The organism is uncultured Tateyamaria sp. (assembly GCF_947503045.1).
In the GTDB taxonomy this organism is placed as follows: Bacteria; Pseudomonadota; Alphaproteobacteria; order Rhodobacterales; family Rhodobacteraceae; genus Tateyamaria.
Genome location: NZ_CANNCF010000002.1, coordinates 864061 through 887697 on the forward strand (window position 1 = coordinate 864061; position 23637 = coordinate 887697).

A 23637-nucleotide genomic window follows, 5' to 3' on the forward strand; every position below is an offset into this window, starting at 1 on the left:
TATTTCTCCTGCATGGATCACGCGTAGGGCTGGAACCTATGTATCCGCCTTGTCATCGTCAAGATATGGCGTGCGTGCAAGGGCGCTCATCACTATATCGTGCGGCAAGGACATGAGAATTCCTGTCCGTGTCCAAAGGATGCTCAGGGTTTGGGCGCGTCCGGGATAGACCTGCGCAATGGCATGCGCATAGGCGCCCATCTGGCGCAAGACGCCGTCGGGACAGTCCGCCGGCGCGTCAGGCACCACGCGATTGCTTTTGAAATCAACGATGTGGACGTGATCGGGTGTGACGATCAGCCGGTCGATCGTGCCGTGAAGCCGGTCCTTGCCGAACGGCGCTGTGATCGCGACCTCGGCCAAGGTGGTTGCGGCAAATATCTCCGCGAGGTGCGTATCACGCAAAATCGCCTCGGCCTCGCGTTGTCCCTCATCCTGCAGCACATCGGTCAGTTCCGGGGGCGGTTTGGAGGTTTGGACGCCGCCCGTTTCCAACAAGTGGTGAACCCATGTTCCGTAGGCCTTGGCCGTCGCCTCATCCAACCCGTCGCCGGGCAGCGCCTTGACCCCGCCGAGATCAGAAGGCGACAGGGTTTGCGTTTGTGTGGGCAGTGCTGGGGCGGGCGCGGAAAAGTGATCCGGCAGCGGGGCGGGTTCGGAAAGGTGAGGCGGTTCGGGCATGTCTTCAGTAAAGTCCCACGACCCGTGCTCCATCCGCAAACCCGGACCAACCGGTGTGTCCAGATCAAACGCCCCACTTGCGCGCATCCCGGCCTCGACCCGTTGGTGCCAGTCGTCACCGTCCTTGTGCAATTCACCGGACGCCGCGACGATCAACCACTTTTCCGCCCGTGTCAGAGCCACATAGAGCAGGCGCAGCGACTCTTCGCGCTGGGCCGTTTTCATCTCGTCGATGCGCTCTGCCATCTGATCCGGCTGGCTGGCGCTTGGCATTTTCCAGACCGGAACGCCCTTCACCGCAATGACCTCATCCCGGATCACAACATCGCGTTTGCCGCATTCGGGCAGGATCACGATGGGCGACTCCAGTCCTTTTGATCCATGTACCGTCATCACCCTGATCTGGTTGGAGGCGCTGTCGATCTGGCGTTTGACCTCCAGCTCGTCCGTCTCCATCCACGCCAGAAAACCGGTGAGGCTGGGCACGGAGGCGCGTTCATAGGCCAATGCCTGAGATAGCAGCGCGTTGATTCCGTCTTCGGCCTCTGAGCCCAAACGCGCCAGCAGACGTTTGCGGCCGCCGTGCCGGGTCAGCATCCGTTCGATCAGATCGTAGGGGCGCAGGAAATCGATATTGTCGCGCAGATCAAACAGGACAGAGACTGTTTCGGGATGGACGTCACGTTTTTTGCGCAGATCAGACCAAAGGAATTCATCCTCCCGGTGGTGGGCCAGGGTGAACAGGTCCTGCTCGGACCAGCCGAACAGTGGTGAGCGTAGCGCAGTGGCCAGCGACAGGCTATCCTCGGGCGTGGCCAGAAAAGACAACAACGCCCCAAGGTCGCGCACCGCGATTTCCGCCCCGACCTTGAGACGATCGGCACCCGCAATGGGCAATCCGGCCTCTTTGCAGGCGCGGATAATGTCGGGAAAGATACCGCCGCGGCGTTGCACAAGGATCAGAAAATCGCGCGGCTGCGCGGGGCGGGCACCTTTGGCATCAGGTATGCGCACCTTGTCGTCGATCATCGTCTTGATCTGGCCCGCGATCTGACGCGCAAGAATGCGATACTGATGCTCGGGGCTGCGCCGGTCCAGCGGGTCAAACCAATCCTGATCAGGCTCTTTTTCGGGCTTGGGCACCAGCGGCCACAGATCCACCCGGCCGGGCAGATCAGTGTTGAAGGCGATATGCTGACCGCCATCGAACCCGGCTGAACCTGCGCCGCGAAACACTTCGTCCACCAATCGAAGGATCGCAGGCGATGATCGGAACGAATGATCAAGGGTGGAGTCACGCAGGACTTGCCCGGATTCGCTTAGTTTAGAGCCGAATTCACGCTGCATCCGATCAAACTCGCGCGGGTCGGCGCCTTGAAAGGAATAGATCGACTGTTTCTTGTCACCGACGACAAAAATGGTGCGCGTCACATCGGCGCGGGCGCCTTCCCCGCTTGAAAACTCCTCGGCCAGACGGCGGATCACATCCCATTGCGCCGGGCTGGTATCCTGGGCCTCGTCCACCAGAATATGGTCGATTCCGCCGTCCAACCGATAAAGCACCCACGCCGCCACGCGATCATCGCTGAGCAATTGGCGCGCCTTCTGGATCAGATCGTCAAAGTCGAGCCACCCGCGCCTTTGCTTGGCCGTTGCGTAGAGGTCTGAAAAGCGCCGCGCGAATTGATGCAGGATGACTGTTCGTTCGGCCACAGCAAGCGCAAGAAACGGCGCGCGCGCATCCGCCACCCGCCGCATCAGATCGTGGAGCGGCTCGATCAGATGGGGCACGGCCTTTTGCGTGTCCTTGGTTGGAAATCTGTCCGTTTTCGCCGCAAATGGCGCTTTGGTGTTGGCGCCATAAAGGAAGACGTCCATCAAATCCGGCAAAGTCGCACAGTTGAGTTCGTTCAGCGTACTCAGCTTTGCTGCAGCCTTGCCGTCATTGCCCCCACGCGCGACCAGTGCGGGGATCAGGTCTTGCAGGAGCTCCCAGTCGCTGGGTGCAAAAGTGGCGCTTTCGATGCTGGTGTGGGTGAGTGAGGCGAGCTGATCAAACAGCGCAAGCGCGTCGCCCATAGTCAGGTCAGTGAAATCGTCTGACATGCCGACCATCGTTTTGGTCAGCTTCAGAAAATCCTCGCCCGTATAATGGCGGGCCAGCGCGGCAAGGCAGTCTGCATCCGGCCCGTCGGCCATCTGATCGACCAGTTCCGCCCGCAACAGATCGGCGGCGCGATCTTCGATCTCGGTAAACTGCGGACTGACCCCCGCTTCGAGTGGAAACCTCCGTAACAGAGACGCACAGAACGAGTGGATCGTTTGAATTTTCAAACCACCGGGCGTTTCGATGGCGCGGGCAAACAAGGTGCGGGCGCGGCGCAGATCGTCGTCTTGGGGTGCGCGATCAAGGCCCAATTCAGCGAGCGAGCCGCGCAAATCTGCATCGTCCAGCATTGCCCACGCTCCAAGCCGCTGGAACAGCCGGTTTTGCATCTCCGAGGCGGCGGCCTTGGTGTAGGTCAGGCACAGGATGTGCTGCGGTTCGACCTCTTCCAACAACAAGCGGGCCACCCGATCAGTCAACACGCGGGTCTTGCCCGAGCCCGCATTGGCCGACAACCAGGTGGATGCCATCGGTTCCGCCGCGCTGTGCTGACGTCGCGTTGCTTCGTTCAGCGGGGTCATGTCAGCACCTCTGGGTGCGCGTCGGCGGACACATCCCATTCACCGAAGCGCGCAAGTTGGTCGTAGTCGCGCGCATCCGTATCCTTTTCCATGGCGCGGCGCGAGGTGTAGCCCTTGTCGCCTTCAAGATAGGCCGACAAAAGGCTGACCAGTTCGGCGAGGATCGTCCGGCTCGATTCGTCGTCGATTGGTGCGTCCTCGATCCTTGGATTCGACCCTAATCCTACAAATTGGGCTGCTTTGACGCTGCGAGGCCCCAGCTTTTCAAACGCACCTTCCTCGACCATCGCGGCCTCGATCAGCAGTTGCTTGTCAAAGTGTTTTTGCTTGTCCTTGCTGGGTGGAGCGCCGGATTTGTAATCGTAAAGAATGACATCACCGGCCGGGTCAATGTCGATTCGGTCCGCGCGCCCTTCCAGCGTCGTCGCGATGGAGGGGAGGATGAGGCGGCCCTTGGCCTCTTCTTCGAACAGTGTTGGCGTTGCGATGGATTGCCGCTGCGCCTCGGTTTCGACGATCCACGACGCGGCGCGTTCGAACCGCGCCAGCCATAGGGCGCGTGCGGCGGGCCAGGGCACATCGCTCTGCAATACTTCGCGAGCATGGTCCATCAATGCCTCAACCGTCATGACGCTGGGATCGTCCAGGGTTGCCCTGACAAAACCTTCCATCACGTCGTGCGACAGGATCCCACGCAGCAGGGCATCTGGAGTCTGCACCAGCGGTTTGAGCGCACGCAGCCGCAGGCAGTGTTTGGCATAAACGGCGAATGGGTCGCGGATTAGAGTCTGAATTTCGGTCACGGTCAAACGACGCGGACGTGCAGACACAGGAGGGCAGGGCGCGGGCCGCTTTGCCCTCTCGACCTCGGGCGCGGCGTCCAGTTGGCGCGCGCGATCCAGCCAGATCGACCCGCGATCCCCCATCTCCGCCCAGACATCCCGCCAGCCTTGCGCGGCCAGACCAACGCACAGGTTTTTCAGGCGGTTGATCCAGCGTGATGGTACGGTTTCCGCATCGTCCGAGCGGATGGATCGGGTCAGCCACACCTCGGGTGCGGCGATGGCCTGTTGGAAGTCATGCGCGGACAAGCCGATCCGCCGTTCCGGCAGCAAAAGCCCTGCATCGAGACGCATTTTTCGGTTCAACCACGGATCGGGTTTGGGCGCTTCGGGCCAGGTGCCATCGTTCAAACCCGCCAAAATGACGAGGTCGGCCCCTTGAACCCGCGCCTCGAGGGTGCCCCAGATCATGATCGTAGGGTGAGGTGAATCGCGATCCCGTACCTCGCCCTGACTGAGGATGCCGCCGATCAGATTCGCATAGTCCGCAGCCGTCAGGTCAACGCCAAACGCGGCCTCGTCCTGCACGGCGGCCATGGTCTTTTGCGCCTCTTGCCCGGCTTTTTTCAGCCACAGCTCGCCCGTATCAGTGCCCTCGGGTCCGTTGGCAATGGCCTCTGCCAATGCGATATGCCGCGCGACCCAATCGGAAAGCGGCAATTTGCCCGGAACGGTCTGGTCACAGGTCTGCCTTGCCACCCATGTCGCCCAATGCTCCATCGCGTCAGGCTCCGCTTTGTCCGCAAGCCGGGCGCAGTGCAGCAGGCCGGGCGCGTCGGGATAGGGCAGGCCTTGCCGGCGCATGCGCAATTCCAATTTCTGCGTTTTCAGCACGTGTTCGTTTCGGTCGTGGCTGGAATGGGTCAGCGGATGTTTGAGCAGCGTCAGCAGCGCCTCGGCATCCAGCGGTCGATCAAACAGGCTGGCCACATGGCGCAGGAATCGACCGGGCGGCGAAAGGTGCAGCGGCGTTCCCGCACTGTCATCGGGCAGGATGTTCCAGCGATCGAGGGCCGCCGTGACCTGTCGTGTCAGCATCCGGTCCGGCGTGATCAGCGCAGCGCGTTGTCCAACCTCGGCGGCCTCGCGCAAACGCATTGCGATGGCGATGGCCTCGGCACGGGGCGTGTCGGCCTCGACCAGGGTGATCGGTGCGGTGGCCATGTCCAGATCCTGCAGTTGCGGTCCTTCGATGCGCCAGGCGTCGGTCACCGGAGCAGGGCGCAGGGCCAGAGACACCAGCCGGTTGCGCGCCGTTGTTGGTGCGGCGTTATCGGACCAGTGTGCAATGTGAACCGGGTCGATCCCCACGGCCTGCGCCAGCCTTAGGAACCGGAACTGGGGATGATCCTCGTCCGCCTTGTTCTCTGCCATCCGTTCCCAGACATGGGGCATGTCGAAATCGAATCCGGGCAGGATCACGGCCCCCTGTGGCAACGCAGCGACCGCCTGCATCAACAGCTGTGTCGTGCCGCGCGATCCGGTGGAGCCGACAACCAAAACAGGGTCTGACACAGGGTATTCGGCCCAATGGGCGGCCAAACGCACGACAGTATCTCGTTGCCGTCCTTCGGCGTCTGGCGCATCACCGGATGCATCAATATAGGACTGCGCGATTGCGATGAACTCTTGCGCGCGCGCCCAGTGCCCGGATTGGTCGGATACATCCAGGGCAGCGATGTCTGCCGCGCTCACGCCTTCGCCCTGCATTTCATCCATGAGTGCGGCAAGGCTGTCCGCCATATCGAACCCGGCGGTGTCCGGGGCAAAGCCGGTCTGTTGCTCGATCAGTTTGTTGGTCAGGGCGACCAGCTGCAACCGACGCCGCAAACCTGAAGCGGGGTCAGGCATTGGGCCGTCAGGCAACAGGTCGTCGAGATCCGTGATCATCCGGATTCGCGGCAGCAAACGTGCAGGGCCTGCATCGAACAAATCACGCAGGCGGCGCGCCATGCGTCGCGTGTTGACCAACAGCGTGACTCGCGCCCAATCCTCGGGGGCGGCGTGTTGCAACCGTTGATCAAGCCCGCGAATGACAGCAGCCGGAAAATCCACTCCCAATGCGCATCCGTACACGCGAGGGGACGCGGAGGGGTCAAACATCGTGTCTGTCCAGCATCGCCTCGGCCTCCGCAATGCCGCCCGGATGGCCGACGTCACACCAGTGGCCGGGATATTCGAGGCCGAACAGCCGCTGTTCGTCAGCCATCATGTTCCAGACTACATTCAGTGAAAACGCCTGATCAGAGACTGTTTTCAGCAGATCAGTCTTCAATATCTGCGCGCCACCGTAGACAGTGTCGCCGCCGCGATGCAGGCGGCCAGCGGGGTCGATGTCAAAATCTGCCTTGCCTTCGCGCCCGTGAACACGCTGCAGCGGCACACAGATCAATAGTGCGTCCATAATCGATGGATTCCAAGCCTCGACCAGCAGTTTCAGCGGGTTTGACCCGGACCAAACGGCGTCAGAGTTCAGCGTCAGCACCGGGTTTGAACCCAAGTGCGGCAAGGCATTGCGCAGCCCACCGCCGGTTTCCAGTATCTCCGGTTCTTCGCGAATTGTGCGAACGCCAGTGCCCGCAAGGTGCCGTTCCAGCATGTCGGGCAGATAGTGCAGGTTGGCGACAATCGGGTCGGCCTGTGCGTCATGGGCCAGCGCAAGCGCGTGGTCGATCAGCGCCCGCCCCGCCACAGGGATCATGGGTTTGGGCTGGTGCGCCGTCAAATGCTTCATCCGTGTTCCAAACCCGGCGGCGAACAGCATCAGAGGGATGGAATCGTGGCGCATTGATCTTTGAGCTTTTGTAAAAGGGCAGGTGTCGGTTCGGGCAGGTCCGTGTCGATCAGCGGTTTGATGGTCGAGAGCGACGGGTGAGACAGATTGGTCTGAATGTGCCCCCACACACGTGGGATTAGGTCAACATAGAGCGGCTTGCCGAAATGCATGGACAGGCGGGCAAAGACGCCCAGAATCCGCATGTTGCGTTGCATGCCCAAAAGCGCGTAGGCCGCCATGAACGCGTCGCTCTGAACTCCGGAGCCATCAACATAGTGTTGGATCATCGCGTCAGCCGTTTTGGGACTGACATCGCGCCGGGCATCCTGCACAATCGACACCAGATCATAGGCGGGATGCCCCAGCATTGCGTCCTGATAGTCGAGCAAGCCAACCCGTTTCACACCGTCCCGTTCAGGCAACCAGATCAGATTTTCTGCGTGGTAGTCACGCTGGATCAGCACAGGGGTCATCGCATCCAGCGGGGCGAGGAGGGCGTGAAATGCGGTCTCGAATGTCGTTTTGGTTCCCGCATCGACGGTGCCCAGCGTACCGCGCTGATACCAGTCATAGGCCAGCGCCGCTTTGTCCGTCATCACGTCCGCATCATAGCGCGGCAACGCCGGGGCTTGAGATCGGTGCAGATGCAACAGCACGTCGACGCTTGCCTGATAAAGCGGCTGTTCCAGCGAAGAATCAGCTGTCATTACGCGGGCAAACAGATCATCGCCTAGGTCTTCGATCAGCAGCAGGCCGTTGACAGGGTCTTCGGCAATAATCTCGGGCGCGGACAGGCCGACGCGGCGCAGGTGGTTGGTGATTTCGACAAAGGGGCGCACATCCTCGCCCTTTTCCGCGGGCGCATCCATCAGGATCAGGCTGTCTTGGGCGGAGCGCTGCAACCGTTCGTATCGACGGTTCGAGGCATCGCCCGCAACAAGGGTGCGCGGCACGCCGCCCCAGCCCGCCTCGTCAAGAAAAGCGGATATGGTTTTGCCGCGCTCAGACATGTTGCACCACATCCGCCAGTCGATCCGACCATTTGGGATCGGACCAGGTCAACCGGGCCACCCGCCCGTCACCCACGGCGGCGATCTCAAGATGCAGCGCGTCAGGCGGCGTCAGCGGGCCCAACCGATCCGGCCACTCGACCAGACAGATGGCGTCTTCAAAGGCTTCGAGCAGCCCGAGTTCATCCACCTCGGTATCCATCGACACACGGTAGAGATCCGCGTGCCATAGCGTACCGGCCTGCGTGTCATAGGTCTGCACCAGCGTGAAAGTGGGCGAGGGGACGTCCTCGGGCGTGATCAGCAGCGATTGGATCAATGCGCGGGCAAAATGTGTTTTCCCCGCCCCCACCGGACCAGCCAGCAAGATCACGTCGCCGGGGTCCAAGGATGTGCCAAGTGCGACGGCACACCGGGCTGTCGCATCAGGGTCAGGCCAGTCGAGGGTCAGCGGGCTTGGCGTCATGTCGCCAAACTATCGGCATCGCGCGCCGCTGCAAGCAGAATGACCTAGGCTTTGACCTGAGTGGCGCGTGCGGGCAGGGGTATGTTTTGCGTGAAACGCACCACCGTCGCGCCGGATGCGATTGGTGACAGGCGCACGGTGAACGGCCCCTCGGTGTGATGAATGATGTCCGCTTCCCACGGGGCGCGTTCGCTCAGTTTCATCACGAATTCACGCATGTCGCCCCATGCCGGATTTGGCGCGGTCTGAGACTGCCATTCCTTGATTGAATCGACGATTGTGACATCGGCAAAGCTGCAATCTGGGTCCATCTTCCACATCTCGCGAAACGCGATGTTGCAGAACGTCAGCACTCCGGCCGAGGAAAACACCGCGAGCGCATCCTCGAACGTGTCCATTAGCGACTGACCCAGTTCCAGCTCTGCGCGGAAGTTGCGGGTCAGCGAGATTTCTGCCGTGATATCTTCGATCAGAAAGGCCACGGCCCCATCCGGATGGGGACGCCCGCTGACGCGGTAGGTGTGGCCGGTGTTAAGGGTCCACGTCTCTTGATAGCTGGCATGGGTGGCGGCGGCGATCATGTCGGAAATCTCTTGCCGCCACGAGCTGTAATTCTTGGGTTCCGGCATCACCCGGTTGTCGCGAAGCCGGTCGAAAAAGGCCAACAGATCGGGCCGTCCGCTGAGGAATTCAACTGGCAATGAGGTCAGATCGACCATCGCCGGGTTAAACAGGGCCAACTGCCCGTTGCGATCAAAGATGGCGAGGCCGATGGACAGATGGGCAAAGGTCTTGGCCAGCGTCTGGACAAAGTTGCGCTGCGCCACTTCGGCCTCGATCACCGCGTTGATGTCGATAGCGTGGTAGATGATGTTTCCGGTCACGCGGGTGGCCGTTACGTTGTACCACTCAGTCGTTCCGGTGCTGGCGATCTTGACCGGGACACGGATGGTCTGCTTTTCGTCCAGAAGGTCCTGATCCAGTTCGAACAGGGGTTTGTTCACACTGTCCTGTTCCGGTTGCGCCGCTTCGGACAGGGTGGCGTAGGCCGTGTTGTGCCATTGGATTGTCTCGTCCGCACCAACCAGCCAGATCGGATAGGGCGATGCGGCAGCTGCAAGTCGAAGCGTCCCCAATTCGGCCTCAATCGACTTGATTTCATGCACGGCAGTGGCGTCAGTGACGGATTCATCCTTGATGACCACGCGGGTCATTTCCCGTTCGCGGTCCAGATGCAGGATAGCAGTATCATCCAGCGCGGCGGAGTGGAGCGTCAGGGAATCCAGTGTGCGCAGGGCGTCGGCGTCGGGCAATCCGGGAAAGCGCGCCGTCAGCGCCGCACGCAGCGCATGCCAATCGGTTTCGCCACTTTCCTTGAACAGGACCGCGCGGGCCTGATCTGTTGCATGCTCAAGATCCAGATCGCAGAACAGGAAATGCATGCCTTGAGGGCCGGGCTGCGCCATCGCGATTTCGGATGTGCGCCGCGCACCCAAAAACACGAGCCCCATACCGACAGCGGTGGCCGCACAGACAAACGCAACAATGATCTCGACAACAGGCACGCTTCGTCACCTTTCAAACGCGAGGCTTTACCTATGCTTCACTTAGGTTAACACGCCGTTAACTTTGGCGTGCCGAACGCCGGATCATGCTTTTATTTTTTCGTTCTGGCCTTGGGGCACTGCGTTTTCGCCGCGGCGGGCGTCGATCTTGTGCCGAGGCCAGACAACGGCGACGATGGCACCCAGATGCTGGCCATCGACCGGAGTGCTGGCATAGGGGTCAGTGCCGTTGGCAAAGGTGAGTTCGGCACCGGACCGTTCCAGCAGCGTTTTCGCGATGAACAGGCCCAGGCCCATGCCTTCGTATTCGGGGCGCTCCACTCGTGCGCCACCCGCTTTGCGCCAACGGACAAACGGATCGCCAATGCGCCCCAACACCTGCGTCGGAAAGCCACGGCCATCGTCCATGATGCGCAAGGTGATCTTTTCGTCCGTCCAATGCGCTTCGATCCAGACGGTGGAGCGGGAAAAGTCGACTGCGTTCTGCACCAGATTGCGCAAGCCGTGGATGATCTCGGGTTGGCGCAGGATTGCGGGTTGGTCAATCTCGACACCGGCATCCGGATCGTGGGTGTATTTGACCTCTTTGCCGCGGTGAATATGCGGCTCGGCGGCCTCTTGCACCACGGCCATGAGTGGAGCCTGACGCAGGTGCAAATCGTCTTTGCCCGCCCGGCCCATGTCGCGCAGGATGTCGCGGCAGCGGTCGGCCTGTTCGCGGATCAGGGCAGCATCCTCGCGCAGTTCGGGCAGGTCCGACAACTCCTCCATCAACTCGCCACTGGCCAGTTTTATTGTCGCCAGGGGTGTGCCCAACTCATGCGCAGCCGCGGCGACCACGCCCCCTAGATCTGTCAGTTTCTGTTCGCGGGACAGGGCAAGCTGGGTGGCCGACAGCGCGTCGGACATCGAGTGGATTTCAAAGGTGACACGCCGGGAATAGAGGCCGATGAAACAGACCGCGATCACCAGCGCGATCCAGTTGCCAAAGACAAACAGGTCCGGAATGCTGAGCACGGCCCCGTCCTGCGTGCGCAGGGGCAGGTGATATTCCGACAGCAGCGTGACGATGATGATGGCGGTCGCCCCGATCAGGATCGTCGACCGGGTGGTCAGAACCGCCGCCGAAATCGTCACAGGGCCCAGCATCAGAAGGGCAAAGGGGTTGTTCAGCCCGCCCGTCAGCGCGAGTAGAAAGCCAAGCTGCAACAGGTCAAACAGCACCATCAAGAGGTTCTCGGATTCGGCGAGGCGCTTGTTCTCGGGAAACACGAAAATTGCCACAAGGTTGCCGACAACGGATATGCCAACCGCCAGATAACACAGGCCAATTTCCAGCTGCAGCCCAAACATGCGCTGCGCCACCGTCAGCGCGACAAGCTGGCCGACGATGGCAACCCAGCGCAGCAGGATCATGGTGCGCAGTCTTATCCAGTTGGAGCGTTGTTGCCCGGTCACCAGGCCAAATTCTGATTGCGCCATCATGTCACTACTTCGTTGGTTGCACTGGAGTGTAAGGTTGATAGCAAGGACATCAATACTGACGCCCCGAGGACAACCATGACCCGCATCATCGCACCCATCGCCGCACTTGTCGCCGCCGTATTTATTGCCGGAGCCTGGTGGATGACGACAGGGGGCGAGAAGACCGGTCTCGCGCAGTGTTCGGCCACGACAATTGCGGGTGACGGCAACCAGATTGGCGGACCGTTCGAACTGGTCAATGCCGAAGGTGCGACCGTGACGGACAAGGATGTGATTACCGAACCAAGCCTGATCTATTTCGGCTATACGTTCTGCCCCGACGTGTGCCCGCTGGACACGGCCCGCAATGCCGAGGCGGTCGATCTGCTGGAGGAGCGGGGGATGTCTGTCACGCCTGTGTTCATCACCATCGACCCCGAACGCGATACGCCGGAACTGGTGGGCGATTTCGCCTTTAACCTGCATGAAAAGATGATCGGCCTGACCGGGTCGCCCGCGCAGATCAAGGCCGCATCAGAGGCCTATCGCACCTATTACAAGGCCCATGACACCTCGGACGAGTTCTATCTGGTGGATCATTCGACCTTTACCTATCTTGTGCTGCCCGAATTGGGATTTGTTGAGTTTTATCGCAGAGATACCAGCGCCGAGGCGATGGCAGACAGTGTTTCGTGTTTCGTTGAAAACGCCTGAAAAGGCGGAAAAATTTGACGCCAGCCGCGGTGCGCTCCATATCTAACCGCAGCCGAACAGGTCGAAATACGGGAATTGGAGCACCACATGGCTGACGCCGCACTGCCGGAACTAGGCACTGACAAAACCCTTTTGCTGGTTGATGATGACGAACCCTTTCTGCGCCGCCTTGCCAAGGCGATGGAGAAACGCGGATTCGAGATCGAGACGGCGGACAGTGTTGCGGGTGGCAAGGCGATTGCGACGGCCCGCCCGCCCGCATATGCGGTGGTTGACCTGCGCCTTGAGGATGGCAATGGCCTCGATGTGGTCGAGGTTTTGCGGGACAAGCGCCCCGATGCCCGCGTGGTTGTGCTGACCGGATATGGTGCGATTGCGACGGCGGTGGCTGCCGTGAAAATCGGGGCAACGGATTACCTGTCCAAGCCCGCTGATGCCACCGATATCACCAACGCGTTGCTGGCCACGGGCGATGATTTGCCCCCACCTCCGGAGAACCCGATGAGCGCGGATCGCGTGCGTTGGGAGCACATCCAGCGGGTCTATGAATTGTGCGATCGCAACGTGTCGGAAACGGCCCGGCGGCTGAATATGCACCGTCGGACATTGCAGCGCATTCTGGCCAAACGCTCGCCACGCTGAGAGGGCGGGAGGGGGGCTGTCTGCCCCCCGGCTGCGCCTCCCCCCGAGGATTTTTTGAAATCAGAGAAGTGGGACGTGTTCGTGTTTCGGGGGCCGATTTTGGACGTACAGAGGCTGTGCACACCGCGTGCACACACTGTGCACCGCCTTGGTGCACAATTCTTGCCAAGTCGTTAACGGGCTAGAGGTCGTAGCGTTTGAGGATCTTGTCCACGCGCTGACCGTTGGCCATTTCGTAGCCTTCGATCCGCCCGTAGTCCTGAAATCCGCGGGACTGGTAGTAGATGAGCCCGCCCTCGTTGTCGGCGCGGATGTTGGCGTTGATCCAGGAATATCCAATGTCCCTGGCCGCCTTGCGGGTGGCGTCGAACAACTTTGATCCGATCCCCAGCCCGGTCTGCCCGATCTGCACGAATGTGGCGATTTCGGCGGCCTCGGGCGGCAAGTAGTCGGCCGCGTCGATCCATTGAAAACCGACCACTTCCTCGCTTGCATTGACGGCGACATGCCAAGCGGTGCGCCCGTCATTTGACCGCATCCAGCCGGACAGGTCGTCGGCGGAGACTTCGGTGGTGATTGCCGTTGTGCCCCCTTCGGCGATGATCGCGTTCAACAGGCGCGCCATGGAAGACGCATCAAGGGCGATGGCGGGGCGGACGTTGATCATGTGCATTGCTCCAGCAAGGCGGCGTGTCGCGCGGTGAAGGCGTGGCGGGTTTCAAGCGGCGGGCGCAGCAGGATCGTGAGGTCGGCGATCATGTCGCCGGGCGGTTTGCCGAAAAAGCGCGTCGCCTCGGCCTCGGTAAAGCCTGCGATCTGGGTTGCTTCCATCCATGCGCTGATCTTGTCGGCCTTCTTGATCTGTTTCTTGATCGCCACAGGCACCTTGGCGGGCAGGCCAAAGCGGATATGCACCGCCGCCTCGAGCCGTTCATCCAGCGCGCCGTAACCCGGACCCACCGCCGCCTTGACCGGGGAAATCATGTCGCCGATCACATATTCGGGCGCATCGTGCAGCAGCGCTGCGAGCCGCCATTTCGGCGGGGCCTTGGGAGCGATCCGGCCAAAAAGCGTCTCTACCAAAAGGGAATGTTCGGCCACGGAGTAGGCAAAGTCCCCCACGGTCTGCCCGTTCCAGCGCGCCACGAAGGCAAGGCCATGGGCGATGTCCTCGATCTCGATATCCATCGGCGTGGGGTCGAGCAGATCGAGACGCCGACCTGACAACATGCGCTGCCATGCACGGGGTTGTTTGGCCATGTTCGGGCGCCTCACCTTTTTCGCATCGGGAACCATTTTGATCCTTCGACGTTTTTTCCACGAAGGAGACCGTTATGAAACCCGCAATATGGATCGCCGCAACCCTCACCCTGTCCGCCACGTCGCTGGCGGCACAGGACGTGTGCATGTCCGCCCCCGAGATGGAGGCCAGTCTGGTTGATTGGTACGGCGAAACTCCGGTCGAAGAGTCCCGCACAGAATCCACCGCGATCTGGGCCTCGGAGGAAACCGGCACATGGACGCTTGTGCAATACCTTGCCGATGGCCAAAGCTGTGTGCTGGCGCAGGGCCATGATTGGGGCAGTGAGGTCAGTGAAGACCTGCTGGTGGCGGGTTTGGATACGGGTCGTTAAGTCTGACGCAAAGCCGCATTGAGCCTGATCGCATTGTCTGGTAGCGCATCCCCAACTTTCATAGGGATGACGCACATGGCGAATGACTACGTTGTAAAAGATATCGCGCTTGCCGGGTATGGCCGCAAGGAACTGGACATCGCGGAAACCGAAATGCCGGGCCTGATGGCCTGCCGCGCGGAATATGGCGAAAGCAAGCCGCTGTCCGGTGCCCGCATTGTCGGCTCGCTCCACATGACCATCCAGACGGCTGTTCTGATCGAGACGCTGGTGGCGCTGGGCGCGGATGTGCGCTGGGCCTCTTGCAACATCTTTTCGACGCAGGACCATGCGGCGGCTGTGATCGCCGAAAGCGGCGTACCGGTCTTTGCCATCAAGGGCCAGTCGCTGGAAGAGCATTGGGATTACCTCGACAAGTCGTTCCAGTTTGCCGATGGGCCAAACATGATCCTGGACGATGGTGGTGATGCCACCCTGTACATCCTGCTGGGTGCCCGCGCTGAAGCGGGCGAAGACATCATCCCCGTCCCCACATCCGAAGAAGAAGAGGTGATCAAGAAGCAGATCGCCAAGCGCATGGCCGAAACCCCCGGCTGGTTCACCAAGATCCGCGACCAGATCAAGGGCGTGTCCGAAGAGACCACCACAGGCGTGCACCGCCTTTACGAACTGGTCCGCGACGGGCAACTGCCTTTCCCTGCGATCAACGTGAACGATTCGGTGACCAAGTCGAAGTTCGACAACAAATATGGCTGCAAGGAATCGCTGGTGGACGGCATCCGCCGCGCCACGGACACCATGATGGCCGGTAAGGTCGCCGTCGTCATGGGCTATGGCGATGTGGGCAAAGGCTCCGCCGCCAGCCTGTCCGGTGCAGGCGCCCGCGTGAAGGTGACCGAGGTTGACCCGATCTGCGCGCTGCAGGCTGCCATGGACGGGTTCGAGGTTGTGCTGCTTGAGGATGTTGTCGACAGCGCCGACATCTTCATCACCACCACCGGCAACAAGGACGTGATCCGCATCGAGCATATGCGCCAGATGAAGGACATGGCCATCGTCGGCAATATAGGCCACTTCGACAACGAAATTCAGGTTGCGGCCCTCAAGAACCACAAGTGGACCAGCATCAAGGAACAGGTGGACATGATCGAGATGCCGAATGGCAATCGTCTGATCCTGCTGTCCGAAGGGCGTCTGCTGAACCTTGGCAACGCCACGGGCCACCCGTCTTTCGTGATGTCGGCCAGCTTTACCAACCAGGTGCTGGCGCAGATCGAACTGTGGCAGAACACGGACCAGTATAAGAACGACGTCTACATCCTGCCCAAGCATCTGGATGAAAAAGTGGCGCGTCTGCATCTGGATCGGATTGGCGTCAAGCTGACCCAGCTCGACAGCGTTCAGGCGGCCTATATTGGCGTCGCGCCTGAGGGTCCGTTCAAGCCCGAGCATTACCGGTATTGATGTGCGTGGTGGGGTGAAACCCCACCCTACGGACGAAAGAAGAGGCCCCGCGCAGTTGCGTTGGGGCCTTTTTCTGTTCGCTTAGTCCGAAACCGCGTTACTGACACCGACGATGGACCCGACCAGTCCGAACACGGTGCGCACCGATCCCACCGGGCTTTCCGTGGCCATCACCAGGTCGTTTGGATTGATCTGGAATTTGCGCGCGGCAAAAATGTCCTCGGCCGAGGTCAGGTCGATGGTGAACACCACTTGGGCCTTTGGCGGGCCAGAACCGTCACTACGCAAGGCTTTTTGCGGGTAATCGCGCAGGATCAGGATGCCCTTGGGATTGGCCCGTGTGTCGTTGAGCCCACCGAGCAGCGCCAGCGCCTCGATTGCGGTGATGTGTTCCTGCCCGAACGGCACAACCGCCTCTGATCCGGTGGCACCGAGGGCGACGAAATAGCGGTCGTCTTCTTCGACGATGACGCTGTCGCCACCGCGCAGCACCACATTGGCCGATGGGCGCGAGAACAGCGTGTCCGCCCTGATCTCGTACGACCGGTCGTCGCGGATCACCCGGACCAGCGGGTTTTCGAGGCTGTCATTGATCCCCCCGGCGGTCGAGATCAGGTTGAGGATGGAAAAGTCGCGGTTGGGCATAGGATAGGTACCCGGCGCGCCGAACCCGCGCACCGCGCTGACCGAATTGTCGGGGCCCGACTGCAGGGTGAGTTGGACCTGCGCTGCAGGCACGACGGCCTCAAGCTGGTCCTCGATCCTGGCGCGAGCAGCTTCGGGGGTGGACCCGCCGATCGCCACCTCGTCGATATAGGGCACAAAGATCGTGCCCGTCGGGGATACCCGCAGACCCGACAGCGTGACATTGTTGTTGCCCGGCGACGTCAGCAGAGAGCCGTCCTGATTGTCCCAGATCACGAGGTCAATCACGTCGCCGGGCCGGATAAGGTTGGACTTGGGGCCGCGCGTGCCGCTGAACCAGTGATAATGGCCCACCCAGCCCGTCACCGGCCATGTGCGCAACTGGCCGATATTGGCCGGGGTCACGGGAACGACGGAAAAGCTGGCGGCGGCGTCATCCTGACTGCGCACCACTTCGCTTTGGATGGCAGCGCCGCGCGGCAGGGTGCAGGCCCCAAGGGCAAGGATGAGGCCAATTGCCAGACATCTGTTCAGAAATAGCCGCACCACACATGTTCCCCCGGGCCTTGTGGGTGGCGGTCTGTCCGGGATGATCCGGCGCCGCGCCCAGTAAGACGACATAAAACACGTATAACGCGAGGATCAGGGCCTGCAAGGGCTGCGCGGCCCCGGCAGGATGTTCAGCGTGTCAGGCGCTCTTTTTCGGAGGATTGCCCAGATCTTCGGCCTCGATCACCTCGGCGTCGGTGCTGGTGCTGTCGACCACCGCGATGGCGTTGGCGGCGGGATCCGCGCTTTGTGCGCCCAGGAGCGGCAGCATTTCCGTGCCCCCCGGCATCGCGATTTCGGCGCTGGGCGGGCGTTTCCACGACAGCGTGTCAAAGGCGGCGCAGTTGGTGCAGATCGGGGTCCATTCGGCGTGGATGTTCTGGCAATTGTCGCAGACCCATTGCGGCCCGCGCGGCGCGGACAAGGCGCGGGTCAACCAGCCCTGCACAACCGCATCACTTGCGCCCTGACCCCGTTCGATGGCCGCCATCAGCGTGGCCGAGCGCGTGGTTGGGTCGGTTTCAAACAAATCGCCAAGGGCGCGGCGTGCGGCCGGGAAATCTTCGGCCGCGATGTTGAGTTCGCACATCAGCATCCGCGTTTCCGGATCGTTCGGGTGGCTGCGTGACAGTTGGGCAAAGCGCTTGAGCCGCGCTGCCGGCGTCTCGTTTGGCTCGATCGCGGCAAAGGCGGCGGCGAGGTCTGGATGGGGCCGGGCCTCCCACGCTTTTTTCAGCACGCGGGTGGCGTATTTCTTTTGGCCCTGTTCGATATAGCCTTCGGCGGCCATGACGGCGGCGGGGATCAGATCGGGAGACTGTTTGTTGGCGGCAATCGCGGCCTCGCGCGCCTCGATGGTCTCGTCCTTGTCCAGCACCTTCTTGGCCTCGCTCAGCGCCAGCACGGCGTCGCGGCGTTTGTGCAGATCGCGCGGCAGGTTGCCGTATTTCAGCTTGGCCGACAGGGTCTGGCGGGCGCCTGCCCAATCCTCGTGTCCGGCCTGCAATTTCAGCAGAACGTCCTGCGTGTCCTCGTGTTTGGGTTTTAGCGCAAAGGCCTTTTGCGCCAGTTTCAGGGCGGTGTCGGTGTCCCCATCCGCCAGCTTTTGTTTCATAATGCCCCGAACGCCGACAAAGCGCGTGGAGTCGTTTTGCACCAGCTTGCGATAGGTTTCTTCTGCCTTTTTGCGATCCCCGGCCATTTCGGCGGCCTGCGCGGTCAGCAGGTTGGTCAGTTCGGGGCGGTTCAGATAGCGGTCGGCCTTTTCCGCCTTGGCGAGCGCCACGCGCCCTTCGCCCGAGGCGAGCGCCATCATGCCTTCGGCCAGCGCGTCAAAGCCTTTGGCGGCCTTGTTGCGCGCGAAATAGCGCGACAGGGCCGTGTCGTCGCCGTTGAGGAATTTCCACACGGCCACCAGCAGGCCAAGAATCTTGAGGCCGATCCAGATCGCCAGCACCAGAACGATAAGCCCGACCACGGATTCCAGTGGGCCCAGCGTGAATTCCTGACCGGCCACGATGATGCGCACCCCGCCTTCGGCCTCCAGCAGATAGCCAGCCCCGAGGGCGAGTGCGGCCACAGCCACAATGAAGACGACAATTTTAACCAATGACCAGATCATGAATAGAGGCCCCTTCAGAGTGCAGACAGGCGTTCTGCCAATGCGTTTGCCGCTGTGACGGCGTCTTGGCGCGATTGCGCCTGTTCCAGCCATGATCCCATGGCGTTCCGTGCGGGTTCGGGCAATGCTTCGGCCTCGGCCAGGGCGTCGCCCAGCCGTCCGGCCCGGACAGCCGCCTCGACCCGGGACAGAACTGAATTCGGGTCTGATCCCTCGCGCGGTTCAACAGCGCGGGCGCCAAGCTGGCGTTGCAGGAACCCGCCAAGGCCGGTGCTGTCCTCGGCGGCACCGCGCGCGGCGGCGAGGGCTGCGCGGGCGGCATCGGGGATGTTGTCCTGCAAGGTGGCAAGGGGTGTGACCCCATCAGCGGCGACTGAGTGCAGCACGTCGGGGATGTCGGTCGCCCCGGCCTGTTCCAGATCACCCAGCGCCGTGGCAAAGGGCGCGCCGGTGTCGATGGCGGCCGTGATCCGCGTCATGGCGGCGCGCATCAATGTGGCTGTCGCCTCGGCTGTGGCGTCGTTCTGGATCGATTGGGCATTGGCCAGAAGTTGGTCGATCTCGGCCTGTTGTGCTGCGGCGACCGCGCGCAGTTCGGCCATGGCGGCATCAAGCGCTTCGTCCGGCACTTCGACCATTTTGCTGGGTTGTGCGACCAGCGCATCGACCCGCGCACTGAGCACCTCGATTTGTTCGTTCAGGAGGCCAAGCTCGGCCACTTGCGCAGAGACGTCAGCCAGTTGCGCGGTGAGCGGGCTGAGATCAATGGCGCCATCTGTCACCGGCAGCGGTTCGGGCAGGTTGGCAAAGGCGGTTTCAAGATTGGCAAGACGGTCGTTTGCATCCGCGATTCCTTGCGCAATGGCCGGGTCAGCGGGTGGTGCTGGTGGCGGCCCCCCCGGCAGCAGGTCACTGCGTCCGGCGATAAAGCCGAGGAGGGCGGTGAGGATGCCCGCAAAAATCATCGGAACGACCGAGGCGCGCTCGGGTTCCGGCTGGACAGGTGTGGGTGCGGGCAGGAGTGTGCTCTCAGGCTCAGGCTCAGGCTCAGGCTCAGGCTCAGGCTCAGGCTCAGGCGTTTCGCTTGTGTCTTTTGTGGACGCGTCGGTGTCGGTCACAACGTCCGATTCAGGCGCGGCCTCAGCCATTTCGGGTTCGGATGGGGTCTCGTCGGCCTTTGGCGCATCCTCGGGCGTTTCATCGACAACGGTACCTTCGATGATCGTTTCATCTGTGGCGGAGGATTCGGCAGGTGACTCGCCCTTGGTGGCCTTGATTGGGCGTTTGCGTTTAGCCAAGGTCGTCTCCCCCTTCCGATTCTGTTGGCGCGCAGCGCGCCGTCTCAAACTCTACTCTGCGTGCTCTTGCCCCTCAACCCGCTGGATTACAATCGGTTCCGCGTAACCGCCTCTGACAGCGCATCGCCCATTGCCTGTGCATTTGGGCGTTTTGCGACGGTGAGACTGGCGAAGTGGGTCGGGGTCAGCTCCTGTGCAATCGTAGGGCTCAGCGCGATGATGTGTACCGTTTCGCTGGCCGGTGTCAGCTTGGCAAATTGCGCGGCGGTGCGCGGTGAAAACAGCGGGACGATGACGCATGGTGCGGAGGCGATGATCTGCGTCGCCTCGTCGGTCAAAGTGCCCAACACTTGGTCATATAGTGCAACATGGCGGATCGTCATGCCCGCGCGGGACAAGCGGCCGGCGATGTTGCCGCGTGTGTGCACCCCGGCGAGGTGCAACAGGGTGTTGTCGGGGCGGATGGTCTGCATGGCGGCGACGAGGCTGTCGGCGTCCTGTCCGGCCTGGGTCGCCTCCCAGCCCCGGGCCAGAGCGGCCTTGGTGGTGGCAGGGCCGATGCAATACGCAGCGCGGCCCAGCCCGTCAGGTGCCGCCGCGACGCCGTTGGCCGAGGAAAAGACGGCGCTGTCTTTGGGCCCCATATCGAGTTGCGGCGACAGCTGTTCGATGCGGATCAGCGGGCTGAAGATTGGTGAGAGGTGGACCATCAAAGTGGCGGGCAGGTCGGCCAAAAACGTCTTTGACGCGGCGCGGGGGCGCGTCATGATCAGGGGGACAGGTGCATTGTTTGCCACAGTTCAAAGTGTTACCTCGCGCAGAGATCAGGTGCAACGGAACTTGGCCCATGACCCGCGCCCACACTTTTCTGGGAATCGAAAGCAGCTGCGATGACACCGCTGCCGCCGTGGTGCGTGGCGTGCCGGGGGATATGGTGGTGCTGTCCTCGGTTGTTTACGGGCAAACCGACTTGCACGCAGCCTATGGCGGGGTTGTGCCGGAAATCGCGGCGCGCGCCCATGCCGAGCGGTTGGATGTGAGCATCGTTGCCGCGCTGGAACAGGCTGAAATGACACTGTCGGACTTGGACGCCATCGCAGTGACCTGCGGCCCCGGCCTGATTGGCGGGGTGGTATCGGGGGTGATGACGGCCAAGGGGTTGGCGATGGCGACGGGCAAGCCGCTTTACGGGGTGAACCACCTTGCCGGTCATGCGCTGACGCCGCGCCTGTCGGATGGGGTCCAGTTTCCCTACCTCATGCTGCTGGTGTCGGGCGGGCATTGTCAGTTCCTGATCGCCCATGGCCCGGACCGGTTCGAGCGGTTGGGCGGCACCATCGACGACGCGCCGGGCGAAGCCTTTGACAAGGTCGCGCGCCTGATTGGACTGGGACAACCGGGCGGGCCTGCGGTCGAAGAGGCGGCGCGCGACGGTGATGCGGCGCGGTTTGCTTTCCCGAGGCCGCTGGCGAACAAGCCGGGATGTGATCTGAGCTTTTCCGGGTTGAAAACCGCGGTGTTGCGGGCGCGGGACGATCTGGTGGCCGAGGCCGGTGGGTTGCACGAGCAGGATCAGGCGGACCTAGCTGCGTCGTTTCAGGCGGCGGTTGCCGATAGTCTGGCGGGCAAGAGCGCGCGTGCGCTGGCGGCCTATCTGGCACTTTCGCCGTCGAACCCGACCTTTTGTGTGGCCGGTGGGGTTGCGGCGAATATGACCATACGTGGGGCGTTAGAGACGGTTTCTGTTGAATATGGCGCGGCGTTCCTTGCCCCGCCACTGGCGCTGTGCACGGACAATGCCGCGATGATTGCCGCGGCGGGGATCGAGCAGATGCAGGTGCGTGCGCCCGATGGCATGGACCTGTCGGCGCGGCCCCGCATGCCGCTTGATACGCAAAGCGCGGCGATGTTGGGATCGGGCAAGAAGGGGGCCAAGGCATGAGCGTGTCCGTGATCGGGGCAGGCGCATTTGGCACGGCGCTGGCCGTTACACTGGCACAGAATGGTCCGGTGAGGTTGTGGGCGCGGGATGTTGGGGAGATGGATGTGGAGCGGGAGAATGCGCGTCGTCTGCCGGGGGTTCCGTTTCCTGAAGGTTTGTCTGTTTCCGCCAATTTAGAGACTGCTTTGTCGGCCCAGACTGTGCTGATGGCCGTGCCGATGCAGGCGCTGGGCGCTTTTGTGGCGGCCCATGATCTGAGCGGTAAGACTGTGGTGGCCTGCTGCAAGGGCATTGACCTGAACAGCGGTGCAGGCCCGTCCGCCATTCTTGGCGCGGCGCGGCATGTGGCGGTTCTGACCGGGCCCAGCTTTGCCGCTGATATCGCGCGCGGCTTGCCGACGGCGCTCACGCTGGCTTGCGCTGATGAGGGCGTTGGACGGGCGTTGCAGGCGCAACTCTCCACCCCCACCTTGCGCCTATATCGCAGCACGGATGTGATCGGGGCAGAGCTGGGTGGGGCGTTGAAAAACGTGATCGCGATTGGCTGTGGCGCAGTGATGGGCGCGGGTCTGGGTGACAGTGCGCGTGCGGCGCTGATGACGCGGGGGTTTTCCGAAATGCAGCGCCTCGCCGCCGCCTTTGGTGCGCAGGCCGAGACGCTGATGGGGCTGAGTGGGCTGGGCGATCTGACGCTCACCTGTACTTCGGATCAGTCGCGCAATTACCGGCTGGGCCTTGCCCTTGGGGCGGGAACGGACTTTGATACGGGTCTGACGGTCGAGGGTGCTAGCACGGCGCGGGCATTGCGCAATGTGATGGCGGATCGGGACCTTGATCTGCCCCTGTGCCGGACGGTGGCTGATCTGGTGGACGGCAACATAGACATGAAAGCGGCGATTGGCACATTGCTCGCCCGTCCGCTGAAGGAGGAATAAGATGTTTTTTGCGCTGATGGCCTGGGACAAGGACGGCGCGCTGGATGTGCGCATGGACAACCGGCCCGATCATCTGGCCTATCTGGATAGCACAGGGGTTGTGCGGCAGGCCGGGCCGTTTCTGAACGGCGATGGTCAACCCAGCGGGTCGCTGATCGTGCTGGACGTTGCGGATATGGATGCCGCCCAGGCGTGGGCCGACAATGACCCTTACGCCAAGGCCGGACTTTTTCGCGAGGTCACAATCAGCGCTTGGAAACAGGTGATCGGGGCATGAAATACTGGCTGTTCAAATCCGAACCGAGCACCTGGAGCTGGGACCAGCAGGTGGCCAAGGGTGATGCGGGCGAAGAATGGGATGGCGTGCGCAACTATCAGGCGCGCAATTTCATGCGCGACATGGCGGTCGGGGATCGCGGGTTCTTTTACCATTCGCAGACCGAAAAGGCCGTCGTCGGGATTGTCGAAGTCATTGCTGAGGCGCACCCGGACAGCACCACAGACGATGATCGCTGGGAATGCGTGGACATCAAGGCGATTGCGCCGGTCAAGACGCCGGTGACGCTTGAGATGGTCAAGGCGGATGACCGCCTGTCCGAGATGGTCCTGATCCGCAATTCGCGCCTGTCGGTGCAGCCGGTGAGCGCCGAGGAATGGCGCATTGTCTGCGCCATGGCAGGGGTGCCCACATAAACATTTGG

21 protein-coding genes are annotated in these 23637 nt (G+C 61.9%); 8 read left to right on the forward strand and 13 right to left on the reverse strand.

Going from position 1 to position 23637, the window contains the following annotated elements; translation table 11 throughout:
- Positions 1–36: 36 nt before the first annotated feature.
- From addA to regB, 7 genes are all read right to left on the reverse strand, one after another.
- Positions 37–3369, reverse strand: coding sequence for a double-strand break repair helicase AddA (gene addA / locus Q1A89_RS12650; RefSeq protein WP_299728444.1), 3333 nt, complete (start codon positions 3367–3369; stop codon positions 37–39).
- Positions 3366–6314 carry a double-strand break repair protein AddB gene (gene addB / locus Q1A89_RS12655; protein WP_299728447.1) on the reverse strand — a complete coding sequence of 983 codons (2949 nt, stop codon included), beginning with the start codon at positions 6312–6314 and terminating at the stop codon, positions 3366–3368. The genes addA and addB overlap by 4 nt, the downstream gene beginning before the upstream one ends.
- The gene (locus Q1A89_RS12660; RefSeq protein WP_299728450.1) at positions 6307–6999 is read right to left on the reverse strand and encodes a nucleotidyltransferase family protein; all 693 of its coding nucleotides are present in this window, start codon (positions 6997–6999) and stop codon (positions 6307–6309) included. The genes addB and Q1A89_RS12660 overlap by 8 nt, the downstream gene beginning before the upstream one ends.
- Positions 6975–7997: a phosphotransferase gene (locus Q1A89_RS12665; RefSeq protein WP_299728452.1), complete on the reverse strand. Its 1023-nt coding sequence runs from the start codon at positions 7995–7997 to the stop codon at positions 6975–6977. The genes Q1A89_RS12660 and Q1A89_RS12665 overlap by 25 nt, the downstream gene beginning before the upstream one ends.
- Positions 7990–8463: a tRNA (adenosine(37)-N6)-threonylcarbamoyltransferase complex ATPase subunit type 1 TsaE gene (tsaE, locus tag Q1A89_RS12670; RefSeq protein ID WP_299728455.1), complete on the reverse strand. Its 474-nt coding sequence runs from the start codon at positions 8461–8463 to the stop codon at positions 7990–7992. Before tsaE ends, Q1A89_RS12665 begins: the two co-directional genes overlap by 8 nt.
- Positions 8464–8507: 44 nt before the next feature.
- Positions 8508–10028, reverse strand: coding sequence for a PAS-domain containing protein (locus tag Q1A89_RS12675; protein WP_299728458.1), 1521 nt, complete (start codon positions 10026–10028; stop codon positions 8508–8510).
- Positions 10029–10112: 84 nt separating this feature from the next.
- On the reverse strand, positions 10113–11510 hold the full coding sequence (regB, locus tag Q1A89_RS12680) for a sensor histidine kinase RegB (protein ID WP_299729164.1): 1398 nt from the start codon (positions 11508–11510) through the stop codon (positions 10113–10115).
- Positions 11511–11588: 78 nt separating this feature from the next.
- On the opposite strand from regB, the gene Q1A89_RS12685 reads away from it, so the two are divergent.
- Positions 11589–12206 carry an SCO family protein gene (locus Q1A89_RS12685; RefSeq protein ID WP_299728460.1) on the forward strand — a complete coding sequence of 206 codons (618 nt, stop codon included), beginning with the start codon at positions 11589–11591 and terminating at the stop codon, positions 12204–12206.
- An 87-nt stretch (positions 12207–12293) separates the two neighbouring features.
- On the forward strand, positions 12294–12848 hold the full coding sequence (locus tag Q1A89_RS12690; protein ID WP_299728463.1) for an ActR/PrrA/RegA family redox response regulator transcription factor: 555 nt from the start codon (positions 12294–12296) through the stop codon (positions 12846–12848).
- Positions 12849–13029: 181 nt separating this feature from the next.
- Here Q1A89_RS12690 and Q1A89_RS12695 read toward each other — a convergent pair whose 3' ends face one another.
- Positions 13030–13515, reverse strand: a complete 486-nt coding sequence (locus tag Q1A89_RS12695) for a GNAT family N-acetyltransferase (protein ID WP_299728466.1) — start codon at positions 13513–13515, stop codon at positions 13030–13032.
- Positions 13512–14108 (reverse strand): HD family hydrolase, encoded by a 597-nt coding sequence (locus Q1A89_RS12700; RefSeq protein ID WP_299728469.1) that lies wholly within the window; start codon positions 14106–14108, stop codon positions 13512–13514. The genes Q1A89_RS12695 and Q1A89_RS12700 overlap by 4 nt, the downstream gene beginning before the upstream one ends.
- A 74-nt stretch (positions 14109–14182) precedes the next feature.
- Between Q1A89_RS12700 and Q1A89_RS12705 the strand changes: the two genes are divergently transcribed.
- Both Q1A89_RS12705 and ahcY read left to right on the forward strand, forming a co-directional pair.
- Positions 14183–14482 (forward strand): S-adenosyl-L-homocysteine hydrolase, encoded by a 300-nt coding sequence (locus Q1A89_RS12705; protein ID WP_299728472.1) that lies wholly within the window; start codon positions 14183–14185, stop codon positions 14480–14482.
- A gap of 75 nt (positions 14483–14557) precedes the next feature.
- A complete protein-coding gene (ahcY, locus tag Q1A89_RS12710; RefSeq protein WP_299728475.1) occupies positions 14558–15946 on the forward strand; it encodes an adenosylhomocysteinase in 1389 nt (462 codons plus the stop codon).
- A gap of 81 nt (positions 15947–16027) precedes the next feature.
- Here ahcY and Q1A89_RS12715 read toward each other — a convergent pair whose 3' ends face one another.
- The 4 genes from Q1A89_RS12715 to Q1A89_RS12730 form a co-directional block, all read right to left on the reverse strand.
- Positions 16028–17137 carry a polysaccharide biosynthesis/export family protein gene (locus Q1A89_RS12715; protein WP_299728477.1) on the reverse strand — a complete coding sequence of 370 codons (1110 nt, stop codon included), beginning with the start codon at positions 17135–17137 and terminating at the stop codon, positions 16028–16030.
- Positions 17138–17279: 142 nt separating this feature from the next.
- Positions 17280–18761: a heme biosynthesis HemY N-terminal domain-containing protein gene (locus tag Q1A89_RS12720; RefSeq protein ID WP_299728480.1), complete on the reverse strand. Its 1482-nt coding sequence runs from the start codon at positions 18759–18761 to the stop codon at positions 17280–17282.
- 14 nt (positions 18762–18775) lie between these two features.
- Positions 18776–20059 carry a hypothetical protein gene (locus tag Q1A89_RS12725; protein WP_299728483.1) on the reverse strand — a complete coding sequence of 428 codons (1284 nt, stop codon included), beginning with the start codon at positions 20057–20059 and terminating at the stop codon, positions 18776–18778.
- Positions 20060–20145: 86 nt separating this feature from the next.
- Positions 20146–20826, reverse strand: coding sequence for a uroporphyrinogen-III synthase (locus Q1A89_RS12730; RefSeq protein WP_299728485.1), 681 nt, complete (start codon positions 20824–20826; stop codon positions 20146–20148).
- Positions 20827–20906: 80 nt separating this feature from the next.
- On the opposite strand from Q1A89_RS12730, the gene tsaD reads away from it, so the two are divergent.
- Genes tsaD through Q1A89_RS12750 form a run of 4 tightly spaced genes read left to right on the forward strand, consistent with a single transcriptional unit; the run spans position 20907 to position 23629 of the window.
- Positions 20907–22001, forward strand: coding sequence for a tRNA (adenosine(37)-N6)-threonylcarbamoyltransferase complex transferase subunit TsaD (gene tsaD, locus Q1A89_RS12735; RefSeq protein ID WP_299728488.1), 1095 nt, complete (start codon positions 20907–20909; stop codon positions 21999–22001).
- Positions 21998–22936 carry an NAD(P)H-dependent glycerol-3-phosphate dehydrogenase gene (locus Q1A89_RS12740; RefSeq protein ID WP_299728491.1) on the forward strand — a complete coding sequence of 313 codons (939 nt, stop codon included), beginning with the start codon at positions 21998–22000 and terminating at the stop codon, positions 22934–22936. Before tsaD ends, Q1A89_RS12740 begins: the two co-directional genes overlap by 4 nt.
- 1 nt (position 22937) lies before the next feature.
- The gene (locus Q1A89_RS12745; protein WP_299728494.1) at positions 22938–23213 is read left to right on the forward strand and encodes a YciI family protein; all 276 of its coding nucleotides are present in this window, start codon (positions 22938–22940) and stop codon (positions 23211–23213) included.
- Positions 23210–23629 (forward strand): EVE domain-containing protein, encoded by a 420-nt coding sequence (locus Q1A89_RS12750; RefSeq protein ID WP_299728497.1) that lies wholly within the window; start codon positions 23210–23212, stop codon positions 23627–23629. Before Q1A89_RS12745 ends, Q1A89_RS12750 begins: the two co-directional genes overlap by 4 nt.
- Positions 23630–23637 lie beyond the last annotated feature (8 nt).

Bases quoted from the DNA above. Each gene is read 5' to 3' on its own strand.
- Q1A89_RS12685 (WP_299728460.1), top strand. From the start codon at position 11,589: ATGACCCGCATCATCGCACCCATCGCCGCACTTGTCGCCGCCGTATTT.
- tsaE (WP_299728455.1), bottom strand. From the start codon at position 8,463: ATGACGCCAAGCCCGCTGACCCTCGACTGGCCTGACCCTGATGCGACA.
- Q1A89_RS12665 (WP_299728452.1), bottom strand. From the start codon at position 7,997: ATGTCTGAGCGCGGCAAAACCATATCCGCTTTTCTTGACGAGGCGGGC.
- Q1A89_RS12730 (WP_299728485.1), bottom strand. From the start codon at position 20,826: ATGACGCGCCCCCGCGCCGCGTCAAAGACGTTTTTGGCCGACCTGCCC.
- addB (WP_299728447.1), bottom strand. From the start codon at position 6,314: ATGTTTGACCCCTCCGCGTCCCCTCGCGTGTACGGATGCGCATTGGGA.
- Q1A89_RS12690 (WP_299728463.1), top strand. From the start codon at position 12,294: ATGGCTGACGCCGCACTGCCGGAACTAGGCACTGACAAAACCCTTTTG.
- Q1A89_RS12745 (WP_299728494.1), top strand. From the start codon at position 22,938: ATGTTTTTTGCGCTGATGGCCTGGGACAAGGACGGCGCGCTGGATGTG.
- Q1A89_RS12700 (WP_299728469.1), bottom strand. From the start codon at position 14,108: ATGGCCAAACAACCCCGTGCATGGCAGCGCATGTTGTCAGGTCGGCGT.
- tsaD (WP_299728488.1), top strand. From the start codon at position 20,907: ATGACCCGCGCCCACACTTTTCTGGGAATCGAAAGCAGCTGCGATGAC.
- Q1A89_RS12660 (WP_299728450.1), bottom strand. From the start codon at position 6,999: ATGCGCCACGATTCCATCCCTCTGATGCTGTTCGCCGCCGGGTTTGGA.
- ahcY (WP_299728475.1), top strand. From the start codon at position 14,558: ATGGCGAATGACTACGTTGTAAAAGATATCGCGCTTGCCGGGTATGGC.
- Q1A89_RS12750 (WP_299728497.1), top strand. From the start codon at position 23,210: ATGAAATACTGGCTGTTCAAATCCGAACCGAGCACCTGGAGCTGGGAC.
- Q1A89_RS12695 (WP_299728466.1), bottom strand. From the start codon at position 13,515: ATGATCAACGTCCGCCCCGCCATCGCCCTTGATGCGTCTTCCATGGCG.
- Q1A89_RS12720 (WP_299728480.1), bottom strand. From the start codon at position 18,761: ATGATCTGGTCATTGGTTAAAATTGTCGTCTTCATTGTGGCTGTGGCC.
- addA (WP_299728444.1), bottom strand. From the start codon at position 3,369: ATGACCCCGCTGAACGAAGCAACGCGACGTCAGCACAGCGCGGCGGAA.
- Q1A89_RS12740 (WP_299728491.1), top strand. From the start codon at position 21,998: ATGAGCGTGTCCGTGATCGGGGCAGGCGCATTTGGCACGGCGCTGGCC.
- regB (WP_299729164.1), bottom strand. From the start codon at position 11,510: ATGGCGCAATCAGAATTTGGCCTGGTGACCGGGCAACAACGCTCCAAC.
- Q1A89_RS12705 (WP_299728472.1), top strand. From the start codon at position 14,183: ATGAAACCCGCAATATGGATCGCCGCAACCCTCACCCTGTCCGCCACG.